The sequence below is a fragment of the Aceticella sp. 75b-Ac genome, from assembly GCF_056032965.2.
The window spans coordinates 1,646,723-1,668,233 of record NZ_CM190971.1 but is presented as its reverse complement, the minus strand read 5'-3'; the positions used below and the strand labels follow the sequence as shown (position 1 = coordinate 1,668,233).

Below are 21,511 nucleotides of genomic sequence, written 5' to 3'. Positions count from 1 at the left end.
ACATCCTTTTTTTTGTTAGAATAAAATAAATGGGGTGTTTTTATGTACCAATCATTATATAGAAGATATAGACCGCAAAGTTTTGATGAAGTTATGGGACAGGATCATATTGTTAGAACCTTAAAAAATCAGATTAAAATGGAAAGAGTGGGACATGCATACCTTTTTTGCGGAACGAGGGGTACCGGCAAGACAAGCATTGCCAAAATTTTTGCAAAAGCAGTGAACTGCCCCAATAATACAAAAGGAGAGCCCTGTAATAATTGTGAGATATGCAAACTTATTGATAGTAATGGAATAATGGATATTATTGAGATAGATGCAGCATCGAATAACAGTGTTGATGATGTAAGAGAATTAAGGAATACGATAATATATGCACCATCTATTGCTAAATATAAGGTATATATCATAGATGAGGTACATATGCTATCAACAAGTGCATTTAACGCCCTTTTAAAGACATTGGAGGAACCGCCGTCACATGCCATATTTATTTTAGCGACTACCGAGCCAAATAAGATTCCTGTTACAATACTTTCAAGGTGTCAGAGGTTTGACTTCAAGAGGATACCGGAAAAAATAATAGCTAAAAATCTTAAAAGAATATGTGAAAGCAGTAATATAAAAATAGAGGATAGGGCTATAACTGCAATCGCTCAATACGGTAATGGTTCCATGAGAGATGCCATAAGTATTCTTGAACAGTGTGCGTCATATAGCGATGATATCTTGAAATATGAAGATGTATGTGATATTCTTGGAGCAGTAAATGATGATACAATATACGCCTTTATAAGTAGTATATATGAAAAAAATGCATCAAAAGCAATGAAATACATTGACAATTTAATGCTTTATGGAATAGATATAAGTAATATGTTAAAATCAATTACAAGCTTTTTAAGGGATGTACTTCTTTACAAAACCTGTGGTGATAATGCTGAAACTATCCTTGATGAAGAATTAAAAGGAGTCAAACAGAAAGCGGCTTCTTTTGAATTGGAATATCTCACAAATGTTCTTGATAAATTTATGTCTCTTCAGGGAGAAATACGTTATGCCGTATCACCGAGGATTCTTTTTGAAGTTACTATCTTGAAGCTTATTAATCCTGAGATATCGACTGATTTATCCGGTATCTTAAATAGGCTTAAAAATGTCGAAAAAGAGATCGAAAAGATTAAAAATATTAATGATTACAGTGAAATGTCATGTACAAAATCAGAAAAAAAAGAAACAGATTTAATTAAGCATAATAAAAAAATGGAGGAAAAAGCAAAAATTATTTCTGCCGAAAATATTAAGGAGAAAGTGGCAGAAAATAATTTAGTATCAAAAGACATAAAGAAAATATGGAATGATGCAATAAATATTGTAAAGAGAGATAGACCGCTGTTATTTTCTTTTATGAATTATGGAATTCCATATTTAAAAGATGATGAAATTGTGGTAAAATATTCTCATAAAGATAAGGTGTATATTGATGAACTTAGTAAAATTGAAAATAAAGATTATATTAAAGATGTATTATGTAAAATTACAGGGATGGAACTAAAATTAAAATTTGCTGTGAAAAAAAGTGAAGAAGAAGAATTGATAGAACAGGTTAAAAATTATTTTGGTGACATAGAAATTAAAGAATAATAATATTCACTATTTATCCAGAATAAGCATATAAATAAGAGTAGTTATAAAAAATCATAGGAGGTATTATTAATGGCAAAAGGAGGATTTCCGGGCGGTTTTAACATGAACAATATGCTTAAACAGGCCCAACAGATGCAGGAACAGATGAAGAAAACGCAGGAAGAGTTAGAAAGCAGGACTGTTGAAGAAACTGCAGGTGGAGGTGCTGTAAAGGTTGTTGCAAATGGCAAAAAGGAACTTATAAGCATAAAGATTGATCCGACTGTTGTTGATAAAGATGATGTAGAAATGCTTGAGGACCTTGTTTTAGCTGCAGTAAATCAAGCATTAAGAAGTGCTGAACAGATGATAGCGCAGGAAATGAGTAAAATAACGGGAGGCTTGAATTTACCGGGACTATTTTGAGGTGATATATAAATGAACTATTATTCGAGGTCAATTACTAAACTCATTGAAGAATTGTCAAGGCTTCCTGGCATAGGAAGCAAAACAGCACAAAGACTTGCTTTTTTTATCATTAATATGCCGCAGAGTGATGTAATAAGTTTAGCCAAGTCTATTATAGAAGCAAAGGAGAATCTCAAGTACTGCAGGATATGTTATAATTTCACAGACAGTGATATATGCAATATATGCAGGGATAAAACAAGAGATCCTTCATTAATATGTGTGGTATCAGATCCTAAGGATGTTGCTGCCATGGAAAAGACTCGCGAATATCATGGTTTATATCATGTACTGCATGGCGTAATATCACCAATGGATGGGATAGGACCTGAGGACATAAAAATAAAAGAACTCCTTGAAAGGCTTAAGAAAAATGAAATAAAAGAGGTTATACTTGCTACAAATTTAGATATTGAAGGTGAAGCAACAGCTATGTATATTGCAAAATTAATTAAGCCTCTTGGAGTAAAGGTAACAAGGATAGCATATGGAGTACCTGTAGGTGGCGACCTCGAATATACTGATGCTGTTACACTTTCAAGGGCATTAGAAGGCAGAAGGGATATGTAAAAACATATATCATAAATAAAAGATTATTACAAAACATGGTTAAAGTAGAAAAAGTTTTCTCTTTAACCATGTTTTTAAATTTAATTAGTGAGGCTTCACAAATTTATTATGATGTATATTCACTCATATTTTTGATAATAATATGGGTGAGGTGGTAACTTATGGGGTTATTATATAACGCTCTAAAAGAACTTTCTTTTACAAAAGAAGTAAAAGATGAAAATTATTTATTGGTTAATGAAGTCAAACAAACAATGAGGCAGATTAAAGATGCGGAAATGTATTTTCAAAATGTTACTGATCCAGATCTTATAGATCAGGCTATTTATAATCTTGAATCATTAAAGAAAAAATATATATATTTAATAAAAAAGGCTAAAGAAAATGGTATAAATTTTAATAATTTTGATTCACTCATATCATAATTTGTCCTCCATTTAATATAATATTTATAGAAGTATTGAGGGGGAATTATTATGAACTTAAGCATTGAATACAATATCATAATAGCATATGTAGTTGGACTTTTTTTGCTTTATATTCTTGGATGGCTTCTTGTGGTACCAAGGAAGTTTTTACTGCGTTTGATTTTAAATGGAATTTTTGGTGTCGTAATATTAAATTTTTTAGATATTGCCGGAAAATCTTTTGGATTATATGTTGGAATAAACCCGGTAACAGCTTTAATTGCTGGATTTTTAGGAATACCAGGTATTATACTTTTAATAATACTTCAATACATAGTCTAAAATACCATAAATACAAAAATACAACAGGATTAAAAAGTTCTATTATTAGAAATAATAGAAATGAAAATAAATATAAGGAGGTTATTATATGACAGTAAAAAGTGACCTTGAAAAAGCAGCAGCTGCTGCACAGTCTGCATTGGGAACTTATGCTCAATTTGCAAGTTCCACTGATGACCCCTCTGCAAAGCAGATGTTTCAGCAAATGCAGCAGGACATGCAAAGACATGTAAATATGCTTAACAATAGATTGAATTATGTAAATTCAAATAACAAATTAAATCAGCAATCCCAGGCGGCACAGGTACAGCAAAATATATTTTCAAATAAAAAATAAGTCAAAAAGAGGCATATATATGCCTCTTAATTTATAAATCAATATAAAAAGGAAAAAGAAAGAGCATAAACAAGCTAAAGCAACATAGAAGGAAATATTAAAGATTATTTAATGCTAAAATAGTTGTAAAAGATATAAATATATGCTAAAATAGTAAATGTAAATATCACAATAAATTTTGGAATAAAATTCTGTGCAATAATGATAAACAGAAGAAAGACAGAAAAAGAGTTGACAAGATAGAAAAGATATGATAATATAAACAATGTCGCCAAAGAGGCGAGGGAATGAACCTTGAAAATTGAACAGTAAGAAAGCCAGTAAAGAAAAAGAATGAGAAAAAGGATTTAAACATGAGAGTTTGATCCTGGCTCAGGACGAACGCTGGCGGCGTGCCTAACACATGCAAGTCGAGCGGTCTGATGTTCAATTTATTGAACAAAAGGCAGCGGCGGACGGGTGAGTAACACGTGGGTAATCTGCCCTACGGACCGGGATAACACACCGAAAGGGGTGCTAATACCGGATAAAGTCATCATATGGCATCATAAGATGAAGAAAGGAGAAATCCGCCAAAGGAGGAGCCCGCGTCCCATTAGTTAGTTGGCGGGGTAAAAGCCCACCAAGGCGACGATGGGTAGCCGGCCTGAGAGGGTGAACGGCCACACTGGAACTGAGACACGGTCCAGACTCCTACGGGAGGCAGCAGTGGGGAATATTGCGCAATGGGGGGAACCCTGACGCAGCAACGCCGCGTGAGCGAAGAAGGCCTTCGGGTTGTAAAGCTCAATAGTATGGGAAGATAATGACGGTACCATACGAAAGCCCCGGCTAACTACGTGCCAGCAGCCGCGGTAATACGTAGGGGGCGAGCGTTGTCCGGAATTACTGGGCGTAAAGGGCGCGTAGGCGGTCTAACAAGTCAGATGTGAAAAACCTGGGCTTAACCGAGGGAGTGCATCTGAAACTAAGAGACTTGAGTCAAGGAGAGGAGAGCGGAATTCCTGGTGTAGCGGTGAAATGCGTAGATATCAGGAGGAATACCAGTGGCGAAGGCGGCTCTCTGGACTTGGACTGACGCTGAGGCGCGAAAGCGTGGGGAGCAAACAGGATTAGATACCCTGGTAGTCCACGCCGTAAACGATGGATACTAGGTGTGGGTGTGACAACATCCGTGCCGGAGTTAACGCAATAAGTATCCCGCCTGGGGAGTACGACCGCAAGGTTAAAACTCAAAGGAATTGACGGGGGCCCGCACAAGCAGCGGAGCATGTGGTTTAATTCGAAGCAACGCGAAGAACCTTACCAGGGCTTGACATCCACAGAATGAGATAGAAATAACTCAGTGCCCTTAGGGGAGCTGTGAGACAGGTGGTGCATGGTTGTCGTCAGCTCGTGTCGTGAGATGTTGGGTTAAGTCCCGCAACGAGCGCAACCCTTGTTGATAGTTGCCAGCGTAGAGACGGGCACTCTATCGAGACTGCCGTGGAGAACACGGAGGAAGGTGGGGATGACGTCAAATCATCATGCCCTATATGCCCTGGGCTACACACGTGCTACAATGGCCTGAACAGAGGGAAGCGAAGGAGCGATCCGGAGCGAATCCCAAAAAACAGGTCCCAGTTCAGATTGCAGGCTGCAACCCGCCTGCATGAAGTCGGAGTTGCTAGTAATCGCGGATCAGCATGCCGCGGTGAATACGTTCCCGGGCCTTGTACACACCGCCCGTCACACCACGAAAGTTTACAACACCCGAAGTCAGCCAGCTAACAGTACTTGTACTGAGGCAGCTGCCGAAGGTGGGGTAAGTGATTGGGGTGAAGTCGTAACAAGGTAGCCGTATCGGAAGGTGCGGCTGGATCACCTCCTTTCTAAGGAGAAATACTATAAAACAAAGGCAAACTTACTGTTCAATTTTGAGGGTAAAATTCCTCAAATGTGAACCTTGAAAACTGCACAATGCGAAAAAAATGGGTAACAACAAAACAAACGAGTATAGAAGAATGGGGACACACCACTGCGTGGAATGTTCCCAGCCAATGAGAACCAAAAACTAACAGTATTTACAAAACACTGTCTATTAAATATTATTATAAGCGAACGATTAATGAAGCTTTCGTAATATATCACGATGAACGAAGCGAAGTTTGGCGTATAAAAGACGTCACAACGCATAGACGTCTTTAGCCAAACGAGAGAAGTGAATCGATGAAATATAGAAAGCGGAATTTGTGAGCGATAATAATATTTACGTAAAACATTGCAAAAAATACAAGTTAGGAGAATAGGTCAAGTTACAAAGGGCGTATGGAGGATGCCATAGGCACTTAGAGCCGAAGAAGGACGCAGCCAGCGGCGAAACGCTCCGGGGAGTCGCAAGCAGACCGAGATCCGGAGATATCCGAATGGGGAAACCCGCTTAAGGCAATACTTAAGCATCTGCCGATGAATAAATAGTCAGCAGAAGGGAAACCGCGTGAACTGAAACATCTAAGTAACGCGAGGAAAAGAAAGAAAACAATCGATTCCCTGAGTAGTGGCGAGCGAAAAGGGAGGAGCCCAAACCGGTATCATAGATACCGGGGTTTAGGACCACAAAAAGGAGTATCAAACGAAGCCGAAAGGACCTGGGAAGGCCTGCCAAAGAAGGTGAAAGCCCCGTAGGCGAAAGGAAGATACCCGAGTGGGATCCAGAGTACCACAGGATAGGCAACCCGGTGGGAAGACGGGAGGACCATCTCCCAAGGCTAAATACTACTAAGTGACCGATAGCGCATAGTACCGTGAGGGAAAGGTGAAAAGAACCCCGGGAGGGGAGTGAAACAGAACCTGAAACCATATGTCCACAAGCAGTGGAAGTCAAGCGAAAGCAGACGACCGCGTACTTTTTGTAGAACGGACCGGCGAGTTATAGGTATGCAGCAAGGTTAAGCGAGAGCGGAGCCGAAGCGAAAGCGAGTCTAAAGAGGGCGGAAGTTGCATGCCATAGACCCGAAACCGTGCGACCTACCCATGATCAGGGTGAAGCCGGAGTAAGATCTGGTGGAGGCCCGAACCACGTTGACGTTGAAAAGTCATGGGATGAATTGTGGGTAGCGGAGAAATTCCAATCGAGCACGGAGATAGCTGGTTCTCCCCGAAATAGCTTTAGGGCTAGCCTCAGGGTAGAAGATATGGAGGTAGAGCACTGAATGGGAAAGGGGCCAGAAAGGCTACCGAACCCTATCAAACTCCGAATGCCATATCAAGACCTGGGAGTCAGACTGCGAATGATAAGATCCGTAGTCAAAAGGGAAACAGCCCAGACCGACAGCTAAGGTCCCAAAGAGCAAGTTAAGTGGGAAAGGAAGTAGGATATCCAAGACAACCAGGATGTTGGCTTAGAAGCAGCCATACATTCAAAGAGTGCGTAATAGCTCACTGGTCGAGAAGTCCTGCGCCGAAAATAAACGGGGCTAAAACATGCCACCGAAGCTTCGGATCAAGAGATGGTAGGGGAGCGTACTGTACAGGAAGAAGGCCAAGCGGAAGCGAAGCTGGACAGTACAGTAGAGAGAATGCCGGTATAAGTAACGAGAGTAAGGAGAGAAACCTTACCGTCGAAAGCCTAAGGATTCCTGGGGAAGGGTAATCCGCCCAGGGTAAGTCGGGACCTAAGCCGAGGCGAAAGCGTAGGCGATGGACAACCGGTAATGAATCCGGTACCACCAAAGACCGTAAAAGAGAAGCGGGGACGCAGCGAGATAAGAGGAGCGTGCGGTTGGTAGAGCACGTCCAAGCAGCGACGAAAAGAGTATGGAGGGAAGACCCCAAACTCATAAGAGCTGTGATGGGGAGCCGAAAGGCGAAGACTCAAAGGGGCTGCCAAGAAAAGCCGCTATCGAGGTTAGAGGTGCCCGTACCGCAAACCGACACAGGTAGGCGAGGAGAGAATCCAAAGACGAGCGGGAGAACCCTCATTAAGGAACTCGGCAAAATGACTCCGTAACTTAGGGAGAAGGAGTGCCGAAAGGCCGCAGAGAAGAGGCCCAAGCGACTGTTTACCAAAAACACAGGTTTCTGCTAAGTCGAAAGACGAAGTATAGGAGCTGACGCCTGCCCGGTGCTGGAAGGTTAAGGGGAAGTGTTATCTGAGAAGAGAAGCACAGAACTTAAGCCCCAGTAAACGGCGGCCGTAACTATAACGGTCCTAAGGTAGCGAAATTCCTTGTCGGGTAAGTTCCGACCCGCACGAAAGGCGTAACGACTTGGGCGCTGTCTTGATGGGGGACCCGGTGAAATTGTAGTACTCGTGAAGATGCGAGTTACCCGCGACAGGACAGAAAGACCCCATGGAGCTTTACTGCAGCTTGTCACTGGATTTTAGTAATTTCCGTACAGGATAGGTGGGAGGCGGAGAAAGTAGGGCGCAAGCCTTACCGGAGCCGACGTTGGGATACCACCCCGAGATTACCGAAATTCTAACATATAAGCCGTAAGCCGGCATATGGACACTGACAGGCGGGCAGTTTGACTGGGGCGGTCGCCTCCAAAAGAGTAACGGAGGCGCCCAAAGGTTACCTCAGCGCGGTTGGAAATCGCGCGAGAGAGTGCAAAGGCAGAAGGTAGCCTAACTGTGAGTCCAACAAGACGAGCAGGGACGAAAGTCGGGCTTAGTGATCCGGCGGTAGAGAATGGGATTGCCGTCGCTCAACGGATAAAAGCTACCCTGGGGATAACAGGCTGATCTCCCCCAAGAGTCCACATCGACGGGGAGGTTTGGCACCTCGATGTCGGCTCATCGCATCCTGGGGCTGAAGTAGGTCCCAAGGGTTGGGCTGTTCGCCCATTAAAGCGGTACGCGAGCTGGGTTCAGAACGTCGTGAGACAGTTCGGTCCCTATCCGTCGCGGGCGCAGGAAATTTGAGAGGATCAGTCCTTAGTACGAGAGGACCGGGATTGACGAACCGATGGTGTACCAGTTGCATCGCCAGATGCACAGCTGGGTAGCCAAGTTTGGAAGGGATAAACGCTGAAAGCATCTAAGCGTGAAACCCACCTCAAGATAAGATTTCCCACCTGAAAAGGATAAGACACCTTGAAGAAGACGAGGTAGATAGGCCGGAGGTGTAAGAGTAGAAATACTTTCAGCTGACCGGTACTAATAAGTCGAGGACTTGACCACAAAAAGCATTGTGCAGTTATCAAAGTTCATATATGAAAGCATATATGGAGAAAAAATCTATCAAAAGCGAACGATTAATGAAGCTTTCGTGATATATCACGATGAATGTAGCGTAGTTTGGCGTATGAGCGAAAGCGAAAGCCGTCACAGCGCATAGACGGCGTTAGCCAAACAAGCGGAATGAAACGATGATATATAGAAAGCGAAATTTGTGAGCGTTGATAAGATTTTTTCAGAATAATATGCAAAGCGAATGAACGAAAGATTTCCGGTGGCAATAGCGGAGGTTAAAAACCCGTTCCCATACCGAACACGGAAGTGAAGCCCTCCAGCGCCGATGGTACTGCGTAAGCGGGAGAGTAGGACGCTGCCGGATTTAAAAATAAAAAAATAATGATCCTCAGTAGCTCAATGGTGGAGCAACCGGCTGTTAACCGGTAGGTTGTAGGTTCGAGCCCTACCTGAGGAGCCATTTTGTTATATAAATTAATGTGCGGATGTGGCTTAGTGGTAGAGCATCGGCTTCCCAAGCCGAGGATCGCGGGTTCGAATCCCGTCATCCGCTCCAAAGAAAATTAGGGATTTCGTTTTATAGCGGAATCTTTTTTTGATAGTAGGTGAAATAAAAATGTTAAATGGAAAAGTTGCTATTGTAACTGGTGGCTCAGGAGGAATTGGTCAAGCAATATGTATAGAACTTGCAAAACAGGGTGCTGCGGTTGCAATAATTTATAATAAAAATGTTGAAACTGCTTCAAGACTTAAATATTATATAAAAAATGATATTGGATATGCAGAGATTTTTAAAGCCGATGTAAAGATACGAAATGAAGTTAATGATATAGTTGAAAAAATATATAAACAATATGGACGTATAGATTTTCTTGTAAATAACGCAGGTATTGCACATATCAAACCTTTTATGGATATAACAGAGAGTGAATGGGATAATATGATAGATGTTAATCTAAAAAGTGTATTTAATTTTACGCAGAGCGTATTAAAATATATGCTATCAAAAAAATCCGGTGCTATTGTAAATATTTCATCTATGTGGGGTATTATGGGAGCATCATGTGAAGTACATTATTCAGCTTCAAAAGGTGGTGTTATTGCATTTACAAAAGCCTTGGCAAAAGAGCTTGGACCATCAAATATAAGGGTTAATTGTATTGCTCCTGGTATTATTGATACAAATATGAATAAATTTTTAAACAACGAAGATAAGAAACAGCTTATAAATGATACACCTTTAATGAGATTGGGAAAACCCGAGGATATTGCAAAAGCAGTTTCTTTTTTACTATCTAATAATGCATTATTTATAACGGGTCATGTTTTAACGGTGGATGGAGGTTTTGTATAAAAACACATTTTTAAATATTGACACTGACAATTTATAAGTGTATAATTTTTTATACAATAAGGATTACTGCTGAAATTCTTGTCAATTTTTACTAATAATTATTAAATTCGTTTCTGTTGTTATAATTTTTAAAAAAAGAGGGTGATGTATTTAAATATAATTAATAAAAAGGATTAAATTCATCATTGACTCATAATAAAATTCATAATGAAAGATATTATAAACACATAAAGGATATTAAACTCGATTTTTTCAACATATTTGTGATACTAAAATGCAGGAAAAGAAAAATTATTTATTATAAGGTTAAAAATATAGGTAAAAATAATGTCTAATCAATATTATTAAGAAAGGCGTGGGAAATTTGAAAACAAAACTTAATTCCTTTGTTGTTGCAAATGCTGCTAAATGTATTGGATGTAAATCTTGTGAAGTTGCATGTTTTACAGTTCACAATAGAAATAATCATGTAGCAGCTACAGTTGGTACTGTAACAGTTCCAATTATACCGAGATTATATTTAATCAGATCTGAACATGGAACAATTCCAATCCAATGCAGGCATTGCGAAGATGCACCATGTGCTAATGTATGTCCTGTAGGAGCAATTAAGCAAGAGGGTAATGCTATAATTATAAATGAAAAAACATGTATAGGATGTAAGACTTGTTTATTGGCATGTCCATTTGGAGCAATAGACTTATTGCCCCAATATGACGATGGGAAAGAAGTGCTCCAAATAAATCTTAAAGAAGAAGAGGAAGGTGGATTAACACAAAAGGCAAGGGTGATTGCCTACAAATGTGATTTGTGTGAGGATATAGGAGAACCGGCTTGTATAAAGGCTTGTCCGGTAAATGCATTGACTTTAGTTACACCGATAGAAGAGAGAAAAGCTAGAAATAAAGAAGCTGCCTTAAGTCTTATAAAAACAATTAATGGTTAATAAGAACATGTAAAAATAATAAAAAGAAAGGAACATAAATATGACGGTGAATATGAGTTATATTAATATAGATCAAGAATTATGCACTGGATGTAGACGGTGTGCAGAGGTTTGTCCTGTTGATGCAATTAAAGGAGAAGAAGGCAAACCACAAAAAATAAACACAGAAATTTGTATAATGTGCGGACAATGTGTACAAAAATGCAGCGTTTATGCACCTTATTTTGATGATGGTATAACACCAATTAATATGAAATTGCAGGAAAGGGGAATGCTGGAAAGTGTTAAAGAACCATTATTTGCTGCATATAATATTGGTCAGGCAAAAAAGGTTAAAGAAGCACTGGCAAATCCCCAACTTTTCAAGGTTGTACAATGTGCTCCGGCTGTGAGAGTTGCTATCGCTGAAGAATTTGGGTTGAATTTAGGAGCTTTAACACCAGGCAAAATGGCTGCTGCTCTTAGACGTTTAGGTTTTAACAAAGTATATGATACAAATTTTGGCGCTGATTTAACTATTATGGAAGAAGGAAATGAATTAATAAAAAGAGTAACAGAAGGTAAGGATTTACCTTTGTTTACTTCCTGTTGCCCTGCTTGGGTTAAATTTATGGAGCAGGCGTATCCGGAACTTTTAAAAAATTTGTCGACTTGTAAATCTCCACACCAAATGCAGGGAGCAATAATAAAGACTTATGGAGCAAAAATAAATAATATGGACCCTGCAAAGATATTTAGTGTATCTGTTATGCCATGTACTTGTAAACCATTTGAAAGCGATAGACCGGAAATGATGGCAAGCGGATACAAGGATGTAGATGTAGTAATAACTACAAGGGAATTAGCTTATTTGATAAAAGACAAGGGAATAGATTTTACAAATCTGCCTGATGAAGGATTTGATTTGCCATTAGGGGATTATACAGGTGCCGGTACAATTTTTGGTAGCACAGGCGGTGTAATGGAGGCAGCTCTTAGGACGGCATATGAAATAATTACTAAAAACCCGATACCTAAAATAGATATAGAATTTGTTCGCGGAGGAGAGGGTGTAAGGACTGCAACCGTTCAGATTGGTGAATTGGAATTAAAAATAGCTGTTGTTGCAGGGTTAAAAAATGTATTACCAATACTTGAAGATTTGAAGAAGGGCAAATCTGACTATCATTTTATTGAAGTGATGGCTTGCCCTGAGGGATGTATAAGTGGCGGTGGTCAACCAAAGGTTCTTTTGGAAGAATATAGAGGAATAGCATATAAGAATAGAAAAGATGCAATATATAAACATGATTCAGAACTCAAACTGAGGAAATCTCATGAAAATCCTGATATAAAAAAATTATATGATGAATTTTTAGGAGAACCCCTTGGCAAACAGTCACATCATTTATTACACACTAAATATAAATCAAGAAAAGAAAAATAACTACGATTTTATAAAAGATTTTATAAAGAAAGGCTATTTTAGAGTATTCTAAGTAGCCTTTTTAAGTGTGCCAGGCATGGGGCAAAGTTATCCACAAGGGATTGTGTATATGTGGATAACTTACTTGTTATCAGCGTAAGGATAAATATTTTGATAAATTAAGAGGTAAATCAACATACTTTTCTTAATAAAATTGTCGTAATTCAATACAATTGTGAATAAAAATTTGCAGCGTGTCAAAATGCTTTTGGTGCTAATCATAAAATGGAGTCATAATTTACCTGAAGCTTAGCGGAAAGCCTCGTCACTTGTGGCGGGGATGAATGCTTATTATTTCAAAAAAATAATTAAAATTTGTATCAAATATATCTTCCGCCACTTGAATTATTATTGCTGCAATAGTATAATAATATCAGAAATACACAAAATTTTCAATCGATTATCGTCTTATCCAGATACCAAAATACAGAGGTGATAATATGGCAAAATCAACCACACCCTCATTTATTTTGACATTAAGATTAGATACACAAAAATATCAAGAAGATATTCTTAATAAGAGATTTAAACTAAGCAGATTGATGTATAATGCGTGTTTAGCTAAAGCATATAAAAACTACAAACTTATGAAAGAAAGCAAAGAATACAGAAAAACATGCAAAATGCCAAAAGGCAAAGAACGAAATGAGAAATTCACTGCATTAAGAAAAAAATATAAATTGACAATATCATATATAGATTCCTATGTTGTACCAATGCAAAACAAATTCAAAAAGAATATTGACAGTCTGACAGCACAAAAAATAGCTGAAAGAGCGTTAGATGCGGTTAACAAATTAATCTGTAGAAAAGCAAAAAAAGTATATTTTAAAAAATATGGCGAAGAAATATCATTGGAAGGAAAAACAAACACATCTGGAATAAGATATAAAGACGGATACATAGTGTGGAACGGTTTAGAAATACCTGTAATTGCAAAACCAAAGGATGAGTACGCGCAATCGGCAATTCAAAGCAGAGTCAAATATTGCAGGATATTCCGCCAATATGTGAAAAATAGATACAAATATTATGTACAGCTTATATTAGAAGGAATACCACCCATGAAGGAAAGGACGATTGGTAAAGGCGATGTGGGATTAGATGCAGGAACACAGATAGAAGCTGTTGTATCTGATAATGAGGTTAAACTTGTCGAATTAGCGCCTGAAACAGATTCTGTTGATAAAGAAATAATCCGTCTGCAAAGAAAATTGGACAGACAAAGACGTTCCAATAATCCCGAAAATTATAATTCTAATGGTACAGTAAAAAAGAATACAAAAGGAAAGTGGAAGAAAAGCAAGAACTGCATTAAAACACAAAATGAAATCAAGGAAAGATATCGGAAAAGAGCAACCATAAAAAAACAAAGCCTTGAAAAATTAGCAAACTATATTATATCCTTAGGAAACAAAATCAAAGTTGAAGATATGAACTATGCTGCACTTTCCCAAAAAGCAAAAGAAACAACTAAAAATAAAAAGACAAAAAGATTTAAAAGGAAAAAACGGTTCGGAAAATCCATTGGAACGAAATCTCCGGGATTGCATCTTAATATAATAGACAGGAAACTTCATTATTTTGGTGAAAAACTGATTAAAGTAAACAAAGCAGAAGTTAAAGCAAGCCAGTATAATCATATAACTGACACTTATAATAAAAAAGAACTTTCAGAAAGATGGAATTGCTTTAAATATAATGACAAAGAAATAAAAGTACAACGTGATTTATATTCGGCTTTTCTTCTACAAAACACAGAAGATAACAAAATAGACAAGAATAAATGCATCTTTAAATTCGACAATTTCTTAAAACTTCATAATAAAGAAATAGAAAGATTAAAAGAATCAAAAGGAAACAAAAAATTAATAAGCAGTATGGGAATATAAGAAGAATAAAAGGGACGCAGACTCCGTGCCTTATGCTGTCGCTAATACCAAACAAGTGTATAGACAGTAAAGTCTGTTGAACAAGGTCAGTGCTTGTATGTTGTAGAAGGTGCAATATGCAGTCTAATTGTACAACGTATCTTGAGAGTGCAGGAGAAACCTTTAAGTAAACAGAACTCTCGCCACTTGTGGCGGGGAGTACGTCAGATATTATTTTAAAACTGGTATAATAAAAATTAAGGTTTAAGAAAGGGGGATACCCTATTTGTGGGTATTTTACATATGAAATTTTGTTCTTTGAGGTCTGGCAGCGGTGGCAATGCTGTTTATATAGGTTATAAGGATATAAATCTGTTGATTGATGCGGGTTTATCTGGTAAAATAATCGAAAAAAGCCTTGTTAATATTAATGTCGATCCACATAAGCTTTCGGCAATTTTAATTACACATGAGCATAATGACCACATAAAAGGTGCCGGTGTTCTTTCCAGAAGGTATGATATACCAATCTATGCAAATCAATCCACATGGAATGTAATGGAGAGGTTGCTTGGCAATATAGATGTGAAAAATAAATGTAATTTTAAAACAGGGGAGGAATTCAGTTTAGGTGAGATAAAAATAAAATCATTTAAGAAATCTCATGATGCGGCGGAGCCGGTGGGTTTTTCTTTTTTTTGCAATGGTAAAAAGATTACCATTGCAACGGACCTTGGATATATGAGTAAAGGTGTTGCTTCTAATATAATGGGCTCTGATGTTGTGCTTCTTGAGTCAAATCATGATGTGGACATGCTTATAAAAGGCAAATATCCGTGGGCTTTAAAAAAGAGGATTCTTTCAGATTATGGACATCTTTCAAACGAATCTGCGGGGGAAGCCCTAAAAAAGTTATTTGAATTAAATTCGGTAGGCATGGTATTTTTAGGGCATTTAAGTCAGGAAAATAATAAACCTGAGATTGCACATAAAACCGTTACAGATATGATAAAAAAATCCGGCATTAAATGTCGTATACATATGGCTTTAAGGAATATTGAAAGCGAATTAATAAAGATATGAGAAAATTTTATTTCCATAACTTGATTTTTTCCGTGTGCTATGATAAAATGTACGCAATACATGGATTAATGTATATTTTTCGTGTACAAATTGTAAGGGGGTGTTATTTTGGGGGAAGATAGCAAGCTCTATATCATAAGGGAAGAAATTTTGTCAGAGGTTCTTAAGAAAACCCTTAAGGTAAAGGAACTTATTGAATCAGGGGAAGTCAAAACCGTCAACGATGCGGTTAAGAAAGTGGGTATGTCCCGAAGCGCATTTTATAAATATAGGGATTATGTTTTTCCATTTTCAAAATTCAGTAAAGGAAAAATAATAACACTTTCTCTCCTGTTAGAACATAGCCCGGGAGTATTATCGGCAATACTTGATATTATTGCAGCTCTAAGAGGTAATGTAATAACTATTAATCAGAGTATGCCTTCAATGGGAATTGCAGGGGTATCATTGTCAATAGATACACAATATATGGAAATAAGTATTGAAACATTATTAAACAATATTGAAAGCCAAAAAGGTGTTAGAAAAGTCGAAATCTTAGGAGAATAATTAAGGAGGGTTACTATGAAAATAGGATTGATGGGACTTGGAACTGTTGGAAAAGGTGTTGTTCATGTTATAGACCAAAACGGAGACAGCATCGAGAAAAGAATAGGAGAAAAAATAGAGATTAAAAAAATTCTTGTTAAAGATGCAGAGAAAAAAAGAAGTCCATTAGTAGAAGGAAAACTTGTTCTTGATCCCATGGAAATTTTAAATGATGATGAGATAGATGTTGTTGTTGAAGTTATGGGGAAAGAGCATCCAGCTCTTGAATATATAAAAAAGGCCTTAGAAAATGGCAAAAGCGTTGTAACTGCTAATAAAGAAGTTATTGCAAGACATGGCAAGGAGCTTATAAAGCTTGCAAATGAAAAAAAGGTAAGCCTTCTTTATGAGGCATCTGTCGGTGGAGGCATACCAATTATCAGACCTTTAAAGCAGTGCCTTGCAGCAAACAAGATTTACGAGGTAAAGGGGATTTTGAACGGTACAACAAATTATATCCTTTCAGAAATGAAAGACAGGGGAATGAGCTTTGAAGGGGTTTTAAAGGAAGCACAGCAAAAAGGTTATGCAGAGCTTGACCCGACAGATGATATAGAAGGATTTGATGCAGCAAGGAAATTAGCAATATTATGCACACTTTCTTTTAATAAGTATGTTGTTCCAGATGATATATATACTAAGGGTATAAGTTCTATATCCAAAGAGGATATAAAATATGCACAGGAACTTGGGTATACCATAAAACTTATTGCATATGGCAAAATATACGAGAATGAAAAGCTTGAGGCATGGGTTCATCCTGTCATGATATCAAAAGAGAGTCCTTTAAATGGTGTAAACGGCGTTTATAATGCAATACTTATTGAGGGTAACGCAGTAGGGAGGTTAATGTTTTACGGGCAGGGTGCTGGTATGATGCCTACCGCCAGTGCCGTAGTTGCTGATATAATTGATGTTGTTAATCATATTCCGGGGAAAAATGGATATGAAGATGCTGATATAATACCGATTCAAGATACGGTGTCTAAGTATTATATAAGGCTTATTGCCCTTGATAAACCGGGTGTTATGAGTAAGATAACAGGTATACTGGGTAATGAAGGGATAAGTCTTGTTTCTGTTGTACAGAAGGAGGTACATGAAGATGCCGCTGAGATTGTCCTTATTACACATCATGCAAATACCGGCAGGATATTTAAGGCACTTGATGAGATAAATAATCTCCATGAAATACACAAAGTGGCAAGCATAATTAGGGTAGAGGAGGACTAATGATGGAATGGGAAGGTATTATTAAAGCATATAGGGGTTTTATGCCAAAAATTGATGATAAAAATATTGTAACATTGAAGGAGGGTAATACACCTTTAATTGAAGCAATTAATCTTGAAAAGGAATTTCCGGGGCTAAAAATATATCTTAAATATGAGGGATTAAACCCGACAGGCTCATTTAAAGACAGAGGTATGACAATGGCGGTTAGTATGGCAAAACAGCAAGGGTCGAAGGCAATAGTTTGTGCATCAACAGGGAATACTTCTGCATCTGCTGCTGCTTATGGGGCAAGGGCTGGATTGAAATGTGTTGTTCTTATACCCGGTGGTAAAATTGCCCTTGGAAAATTGGCACAAGCTATTGCCTATGGTGCAGAGGTGATTTCTATAAATGGTAATTTTGATGATGCATTGAAACTTGTAAGGGAACTTTCTGATAAACATCCTATAACACTTGTGAATTCAATAAATCCATATAGATTGGAAGGACAAAAATCTTCATCTTTTGAGATATGTGATACCCTTGGAGAATCTCCTGATTATCTTGCACTTCCGGTAGGTAATGCGGGAAATATTACTGCATATTGGATGGGCTTTAAAGAATACCATAAAGAAGGGAAAATCAATAAACTTCCTAAAATGATAGGATTTCAGGCAGCGGGAGCAGCACCAATAGTTGAGAATAGGATATTTGAACATCCTGAAACAATTGCAACAGCTATAAGAATAGGTAATCCTGCCAGCTGGCAGAAGGCTGTACGTGCAAGGGATGAATCAGGTGGACTTATAGATAAGGTAACTGATGAAGAGATACTTGAAGCATATTCTTTACTTGCAAAAAAGGAAGGAATATTTGCAGAGCCTGCATCTGCCGCATCTATTGCAGGTATAACAAAGAAATATCGCGAAGGTTTATTTAAAGAAGGAGATACCGTTGTATGCATATTGACGGGGAATGGGCTTAAAGACCCGGATACAGCTATAAAGATGAGTGGAAGTGATATAAAAATGGTTGATGCCGATTTAAAAATACTGGAGGAAATCATTTATGGATAAAAGTATGATGCATGTCAGGGTACCGGCATCTACTGCAAATTTAGGACCTGGTTTTGACTGCCTTGGAATTGCATTGAACCTTTATAATGATATTTATATGGAATTATCCGGAAAAGAATTGACGATAGAAGTTGCTGGTGAAGGGCAGCTATTTATTGAACGCAATGAGGAAAATTTAGTTTATAAGGCAGCAAAAAAAATATTTGACAGGTTGAATATTAAATTAAGCGGTTTAAAAATAAAAACTGTTAATGAGATACCCTTAGGAAGCGGTCTTGGCAGCAGCGCAGCTGCAATAATCGGAGGTATGGTTTTAGCAAACAGGATTTGCGGCAATCCCTTAAGCAGTGATGATATACTTGACCTTGCATCTGAGATGGAAGGTCATGCAGATAATGTGGGACCTTCCTTGAACGGCGGTTTTAATGTGGCAACATACGATGGAGTAAAAACCCTATATATAAAAAAAAGAATAGATGATGACATAAATTTTATTGCTTTTTATCCAAACAGGGAAGTTAAGACGACAAGGGCAAGAGGAGTATTGCCTGAAAGAATAGATTATAAAAATGCAGTTTTTAATGTTGGGAGGGCATCATTGCTGACTGCGGCTTTTATGACGGGGGATTATGCTAAATTAAGGTATGCGACAGAAGACATGCTCCATCAAGTATATAGAAAAGAACTTATACCAGAGCTTTATTTTGTTATTGAAGCTGCACTTATGGGGGGTGCATACGGTGCATTTTTAAGTGGTGCAGGACCAACCATGATGGCTGTTTCTTCAAATGATATGCTGGATAATGTTATTAAATCTGTTGAGGCTGTCTATAGGGATAGAAATATACCATTAAAAATATATAGACTTAAATGTGATAATATAGGTGCAAAATAATGAGAAAAGGTTAATCTTCTTTTCTCATTTATTTTAGAAAATAGTGGAGGGAAAAAATGATTGTACCATTGTACGATGCCTTAAAAAAATATATTGATGATGGTATATTACCATTTCATATGCCTGGACATAAGGGAGGAAGAATTATTTCCCGGGAATATCTTAAGAATATAGCCATGATAGACCTTACGGAATTACCTGGTACAGATAATCTCCATAATCCGGAAGGACCAATACTTGAAGCGGAAAAACTTGCAGCAAAAGCATTTGGAGCTAAGGAATCATTTTTTCTTGTTAATGGAACAACATCAGGTATATATGCTGCAATGGCTGCAACATTAAAAAAAGGAGATAAGGTTTTAATTCAAAGGAATTCACATAAATCAGTATATAGCGGTCTTATCTTAACAGGTGCATATCCCGTGTATTTAAGCCCTATGATTGATTTTGATTATGAAATTGCTATGGGGGTATTACCTGAGGATGTAGAAAAAGCTTTAAAAAAAGATAAAGATATTAAAGTGGTAATAATTACATATCCGAATTATTATGGATTTTGTCCCGATATATCAAAAATATCAGAAATAGTTCATAGATATAATAGGATATTAGTGGTTGATGAGGCGCATGGGGCACATTTTGCTTTTTCAGATAAACTGCCAATAACATCTCTTGAAGCAGGTGCGGATATTGCTGTACAAAGTATACATAAGACATTACCTGCTTTTACTCAAAGTTCGATTCTCCATGTTGGTTCAGATAGGATTGATATTGATAGATTAAAATTTTCATTGAGATTATTTCAGACAACATCACCTTCATATATTCTAATGTCCTCAATAGACATGGCAAGGGCATATATGGAGGAGAAAGGTAATAAAAGGCTTGATTCGGTTATAGATTTATGCAATTATATAAGAGATGGAATAAATAATATCGAAGGAATCAAATGTCATGGTAAAGATATAATAGGCAGGTATGGTATTAAAGACTTAGATGTAACGAAGCTTGCAATAAATGTAAGTGGTCTAAGGCTTACCGGCTTGGAAGCAGAAAAAATTTTAAGAGATAAGTTTAAAATACAGATGGAAATGGCTGATTTATATAATATACTTGCAATAATAACAGTAGCGGACGGGGAAGAAGAAATAAATATATTACTGAAAGCAATAAGGAGTTTAAAAAATTATAAAGGGGAAACTGATATAATAAAAATTGATGATTTTTGTGATTGCCCTGAAATTGTTATTATGCCGGCAGAGGTCTTTCAATTTGGGAAAAATATGGTTTCTTTGGATAATGCGGAGGGTAAAATTTCAGGTGATTTTATAATACCATATCCACCTGGGATTCCAATAATATGTCCCGGCGAAAGAATAAAAAAAGGTATGGTGAAATACATATCTTTACTGTATAATAAGGGTATAAGAATAATAGGTGTTAAAGATTTTAAAATTAAGGTGTGCGAAAATGTATAAAGGGAAACTTATAACATTTGAAGGTATAGACGGCTGCGGCAAAACGACGCAGATAAATTTATTAAAAGAGTATCTTTTAATAAAAGGTTATAATGCCATGATATTAAGAGAACCTGGTGGTACATCAATTGGGGAAGAAATACGTAAGATACTGCTTTACAATAAAAATTATATTTATCCGGTTACTGAAGCATTATTATATGCTGCATCAAGAGCTCAGCTTTTAGCAGAAATAATAATACCTGCTTTGGATGAAGGTAAAATTATTATCATGGATAGATTTGTCGACAGTTCTTTAGTATATCAGGGTTATGCAAGAGGACTTGGTATAAAAAAAATAATGGAAATTAATAGGATTGCTACATATGGAATTAAACCTGATTTGACAATATTTTTTGATATTACTCCTGAAAACGCATTAACAAGAAGGAAAACAAGAAAACAAAACGATAGATTTGAAGAAGAAAATATGGAATTCTATGAAAAGGTTTATGAAGGTTATCATAAGTTAATAAATTTAGAGCCTGAAAGATTTGTTGTTATTAACGCAATGGAGGACATTACTACGGTACAAAAAAGTATCATAAATATAATAAATAAAATAATTTAAA

17 protein-coding genes, 2 tRNA genes and 3 rRNA genes are annotated in these 21,511 nt (G+C 37.3%); all 22 read left to right on the top strand.

Annotated features, from left to right (window positions below):
- The first annotated feature begins 42 nt into the window (after positions 1-42).
- Positions 43-1,647 carry a DNA polymerase III subunit gamma/tau gene (gene dnaX / locus AC0LWJ_RS08550; RefSeq protein WP_474240093.1) on the top strand — a complete coding sequence of 535 codons (1,605 nt, stop codon included), beginning with the start codon at positions 43-45 and terminating at the stop codon, positions 1,645-1,647.
- A gap of 72 nt (positions 1,648-1,719) precedes the next feature.
- Positions 1,720-2,055: a YbaB/EbfC family nucleoid-associated protein gene (locus AC0LWJ_RS08545; RefSeq protein WP_474240091.1), complete on the top strand. Its 336-nt coding sequence runs from the start codon at positions 1,720-1,722 to the stop codon at positions 2,053-2,055.
- A gap of 12 nt (positions 2,056-2,067) precedes the next feature.
- Positions 2,068-2,667 (top strand): recombination mediator RecR, encoded by a 600-nt coding sequence (gene recR, locus AC0LWJ_RS08540; RefSeq protein ID WP_284680100.1) that lies wholly within the window; start codon positions 2,068-2,070, stop codon positions 2,665-2,667.
- Positions 2,668-2,828: 161 nt separating this feature from the next.
- Positions 2,829-3,092 (top strand): DUF2508 family protein, encoded by a 264-nt coding sequence (locus AC0LWJ_RS08535; protein ID WP_474240089.1) that lies wholly within the window; start codon positions 2,829-2,831, stop codon positions 3,090-3,092.
- Between the two features lie 51 nt (positions 3,093-3,143).
- Positions 3,144-3,416 carry a pro-sigmaK processing inhibitor BofA family protein gene (locus tag AC0LWJ_RS08530; RefSeq protein WP_474240087.1) on the top strand — a complete coding sequence of 91 codons (273 nt, stop codon included), beginning with the start codon at positions 3,144-3,146 and terminating at the stop codon, positions 3,414-3,416.
- 88 nt (positions 3,417-3,504) lie between these two features.
- Positions 3,505-3,753, top strand: coding sequence for a DUF1657 domain-containing protein (locus AC0LWJ_RS08525; protein WP_284680103.1), 249 nt, complete (start codon positions 3,505-3,507; stop codon positions 3,751-3,753).
- A 349-nt stretch (positions 3,754-4,102) separates the two neighbouring features.
- Positions 4,103-5,624, top strand: a 16S ribosomal RNA gene (locus AC0LWJ_RS08520).
- A 416-nt stretch (positions 5,625-6,040) separates the two neighbouring features.
- Positions 6,041-8,917 (top strand): 23S ribosomal RNA (locus tag AC0LWJ_RS08515).
- A 267-nt stretch (positions 8,918-9,184) separates the two neighbouring features.
- Positions 9,185-9,293 (top strand): 5S ribosomal RNA (rrf, locus tag AC0LWJ_RS08510).
- Together the 16S, 23S and 5S rRNA genes with 2 tRNA genes alongside form the textbook arrangement of a ribosomal RNA operon.
- Before the next feature lie 21 nt (positions 9,294-9,314).
- Positions 9,315-9,389, top strand: a tRNA-Asn gene (locus tag AC0LWJ_RS08505).
- Between the two features lie 21 nt (positions 9,390-9,410).
- A tRNA-Gly gene (locus AC0LWJ_RS08500) sits at positions 9,411-9,485 on the top strand.
- 60 nt (positions 9,486-9,545) lie between these two features.
- Positions 9,546-10,283, top strand: a complete 738-nt coding sequence (gene ymfI / locus AC0LWJ_RS08495; protein ID WP_474239349.1) for an elongation factor P 5-aminopentanone reductase — start codon at positions 9,546-9,548, stop codon at positions 10,281-10,283.
- A 364-nt stretch (positions 10,284-10,647) separates the two neighbouring features.
- Positions 10,648-11,229: a 4Fe-4S dicluster domain-containing protein gene (locus AC0LWJ_RS08490; RefSeq protein WP_474239348.1), complete on the top strand. Its 582-nt coding sequence runs from the start codon at positions 10,648-10,650 to the stop codon at positions 11,227-11,229.
- A gap of 52 nt (positions 11,230-11,281) precedes the next feature.
- Positions 11,282-12,655: a [FeFe] hydrogenase, group A gene (locus AC0LWJ_RS08485; RefSeq protein WP_474239346.1), complete on the top strand. Its 1,374-nt coding sequence runs from the start codon at positions 11,282-11,284 to the stop codon at positions 12,653-12,655.
- A 479-nt stretch (positions 12,656-13,134) separates the two neighbouring features.
- Positions 13,135-14,586, top strand: coding sequence for a nuclease/transposase family protein (locus AC0LWJ_RS08480; protein WP_474239344.1), 1,452 nt, complete (start codon positions 13,135-13,137; stop codon positions 14,584-14,586).
- 282 nt (positions 14,587-14,868) lie between these two features.
- Positions 14,869-15,648, top strand: coding sequence for an MBL fold metallo-hydrolase (locus tag AC0LWJ_RS08475; protein ID WP_474239353.1), 780 nt, complete (start codon positions 14,869-14,871; stop codon positions 15,646-15,648).
- A 108-nt stretch (positions 15,649-15,756) separates the two neighbouring features.
- A complete protein-coding gene (locus AC0LWJ_RS08470; protein WP_474239342.1) occupies positions 15,757-16,197 on the top strand; it encodes an ACT domain-containing protein in 441 nt (146 codons plus the stop codon).
- A gap of 15 nt (positions 16,198-16,212) precedes the next feature.
- On the top strand, positions 16,213-17,469 hold the full coding sequence (locus AC0LWJ_RS08465) for a homoserine dehydrogenase (RefSeq protein ID WP_474239340.1): 1,257 nt from the start codon (positions 16,213-16,215) through the stop codon (positions 17,467-17,469).
- A gap of 2 nt (positions 17,470-17,471) precedes the next feature.
- Entirely contained in the window at positions 17,472-18,527 is a 1,056-nt protein-coding gene (gene thrC / locus AC0LWJ_RS08460) for a threonine synthase (protein ID WP_474239339.1), read from the top strand.
- Positions 18,520-19,422, top strand: a complete 903-nt coding sequence (gene thrB / locus AC0LWJ_RS08455) for a homoserine kinase (protein ID WP_474239337.1) — start codon at positions 18,520-18,522, stop codon at positions 19,420-19,422. Before thrC ends, thrB begins: the two co-directional genes overlap by 8 nt.
- Positions 19,423-19,478: 56 nt before the next feature.
- On the top strand, positions 19,479-20,900 hold the full coding sequence (locus AC0LWJ_RS08450) for an aminotransferase class I/II-fold pyridoxal phosphate-dependent enzyme (protein ID WP_474239335.1): 1,422 nt from the start codon (positions 19,479-19,481) through the stop codon (positions 20,898-20,900).
- The gene (tmk, locus tag AC0LWJ_RS08445) at positions 20,893-21,510 is read left to right on the top strand and encodes a dTMP kinase (protein ID WP_474239333.1); all 618 of its coding nucleotides are present in this window, start codon (positions 20,893-20,895) and stop codon (positions 21,508-21,510) included. Before AC0LWJ_RS08450 ends, tmk begins: the two co-directional genes overlap by 8 nt.
- The last annotated feature ends 1 nt before the right edge of the window (position 21,511 follow it).

Coding starts and splice junctions, on each gene's coding strand:
- dnaX (WP_474240093.1), top strand. CDS start 43: ATGTACCAATCATTATATAGAAGATATAGACCGCAAAGTTTTGATGAA.
- AC0LWJ_RS08545 (WP_474240091.1), top strand. CDS start 1,720: ATGGCAAAAGGAGGATTTCCGGGCGGTTTTAACATGAACAATATGCTT.
- recR (WP_284680100.1), top strand. CDS start 2,068: ATGAACTATTATTCGAGGTCAATTACTAAACTCATTGAAGAATTGTCA.
- AC0LWJ_RS08535 (WP_474240089.1), top strand. CDS start 2,829: ATGGGGTTATTATATAACGCTCTAAAAGAACTTTCTTTTACAAAAGAA.
- AC0LWJ_RS08530 (WP_474240087.1), top strand. CDS start 3,144: ATGAACTTAAGCATTGAATACAATATCATAATAGCATATGTAGTTGGA.
- AC0LWJ_RS08525 (WP_284680103.1), top strand. CDS start 3,505: ATGACAGTAAAAAGTGACCTTGAAAAAGCAGCAGCTGCTGCACAGTCT.
- ymfI (WP_474239349.1), top strand. CDS start 9,546: ATGTTAAATGGAAAAGTTGCTATTGTAACTGGTGGCTCAGGAGGAATT.
- AC0LWJ_RS08485 (WP_474239346.1), top strand. CDS start 11,282: ATGAGTTATATTAATATAGATCAAGAATTATGCACTGGATGTAGACGG.
- AC0LWJ_RS08480 (WP_474239344.1), top strand. CDS start 13,135: ATGGCAAAATCAACCACACCCTCATTTATTTTGACATTAAGATTAGAT.
- AC0LWJ_RS08475 (WP_474239353.1), top strand. CDS start 14,869: ATGAAATTTTGTTCTTTGAGGTCTGGCAGCGGTGGCAATGCTGTTTAT.
- AC0LWJ_RS08465 (WP_474239340.1), top strand. CDS start 16,213: ATGAAAATAGGATTGATGGGACTTGGAACTGTTGGAAAAGGTGTTGTT.
- thrC (WP_474239339.1), top strand. CDS start 17,472: ATGGAATGGGAAGGTATTATTAAAGCATATAGGGGTTTTATGCCAAAA.
- thrB (WP_474239337.1), top strand. CDS start 18,520: ATGGATAAAAGTATGATGCATGTCAGGGTACCGGCATCTACTGCAAAT.
- AC0LWJ_RS08450 (WP_474239335.1), top strand. CDS start 19,479: ATGATTGTACCATTGTACGATGCCTTAAAAAAATATATTGATGATGGT.
- tmk (WP_474239333.1), top strand. CDS start 20,893: ATGTATAAAGGGAAACTTATAACATTTGAAGGTATAGACGGCTGCGGC.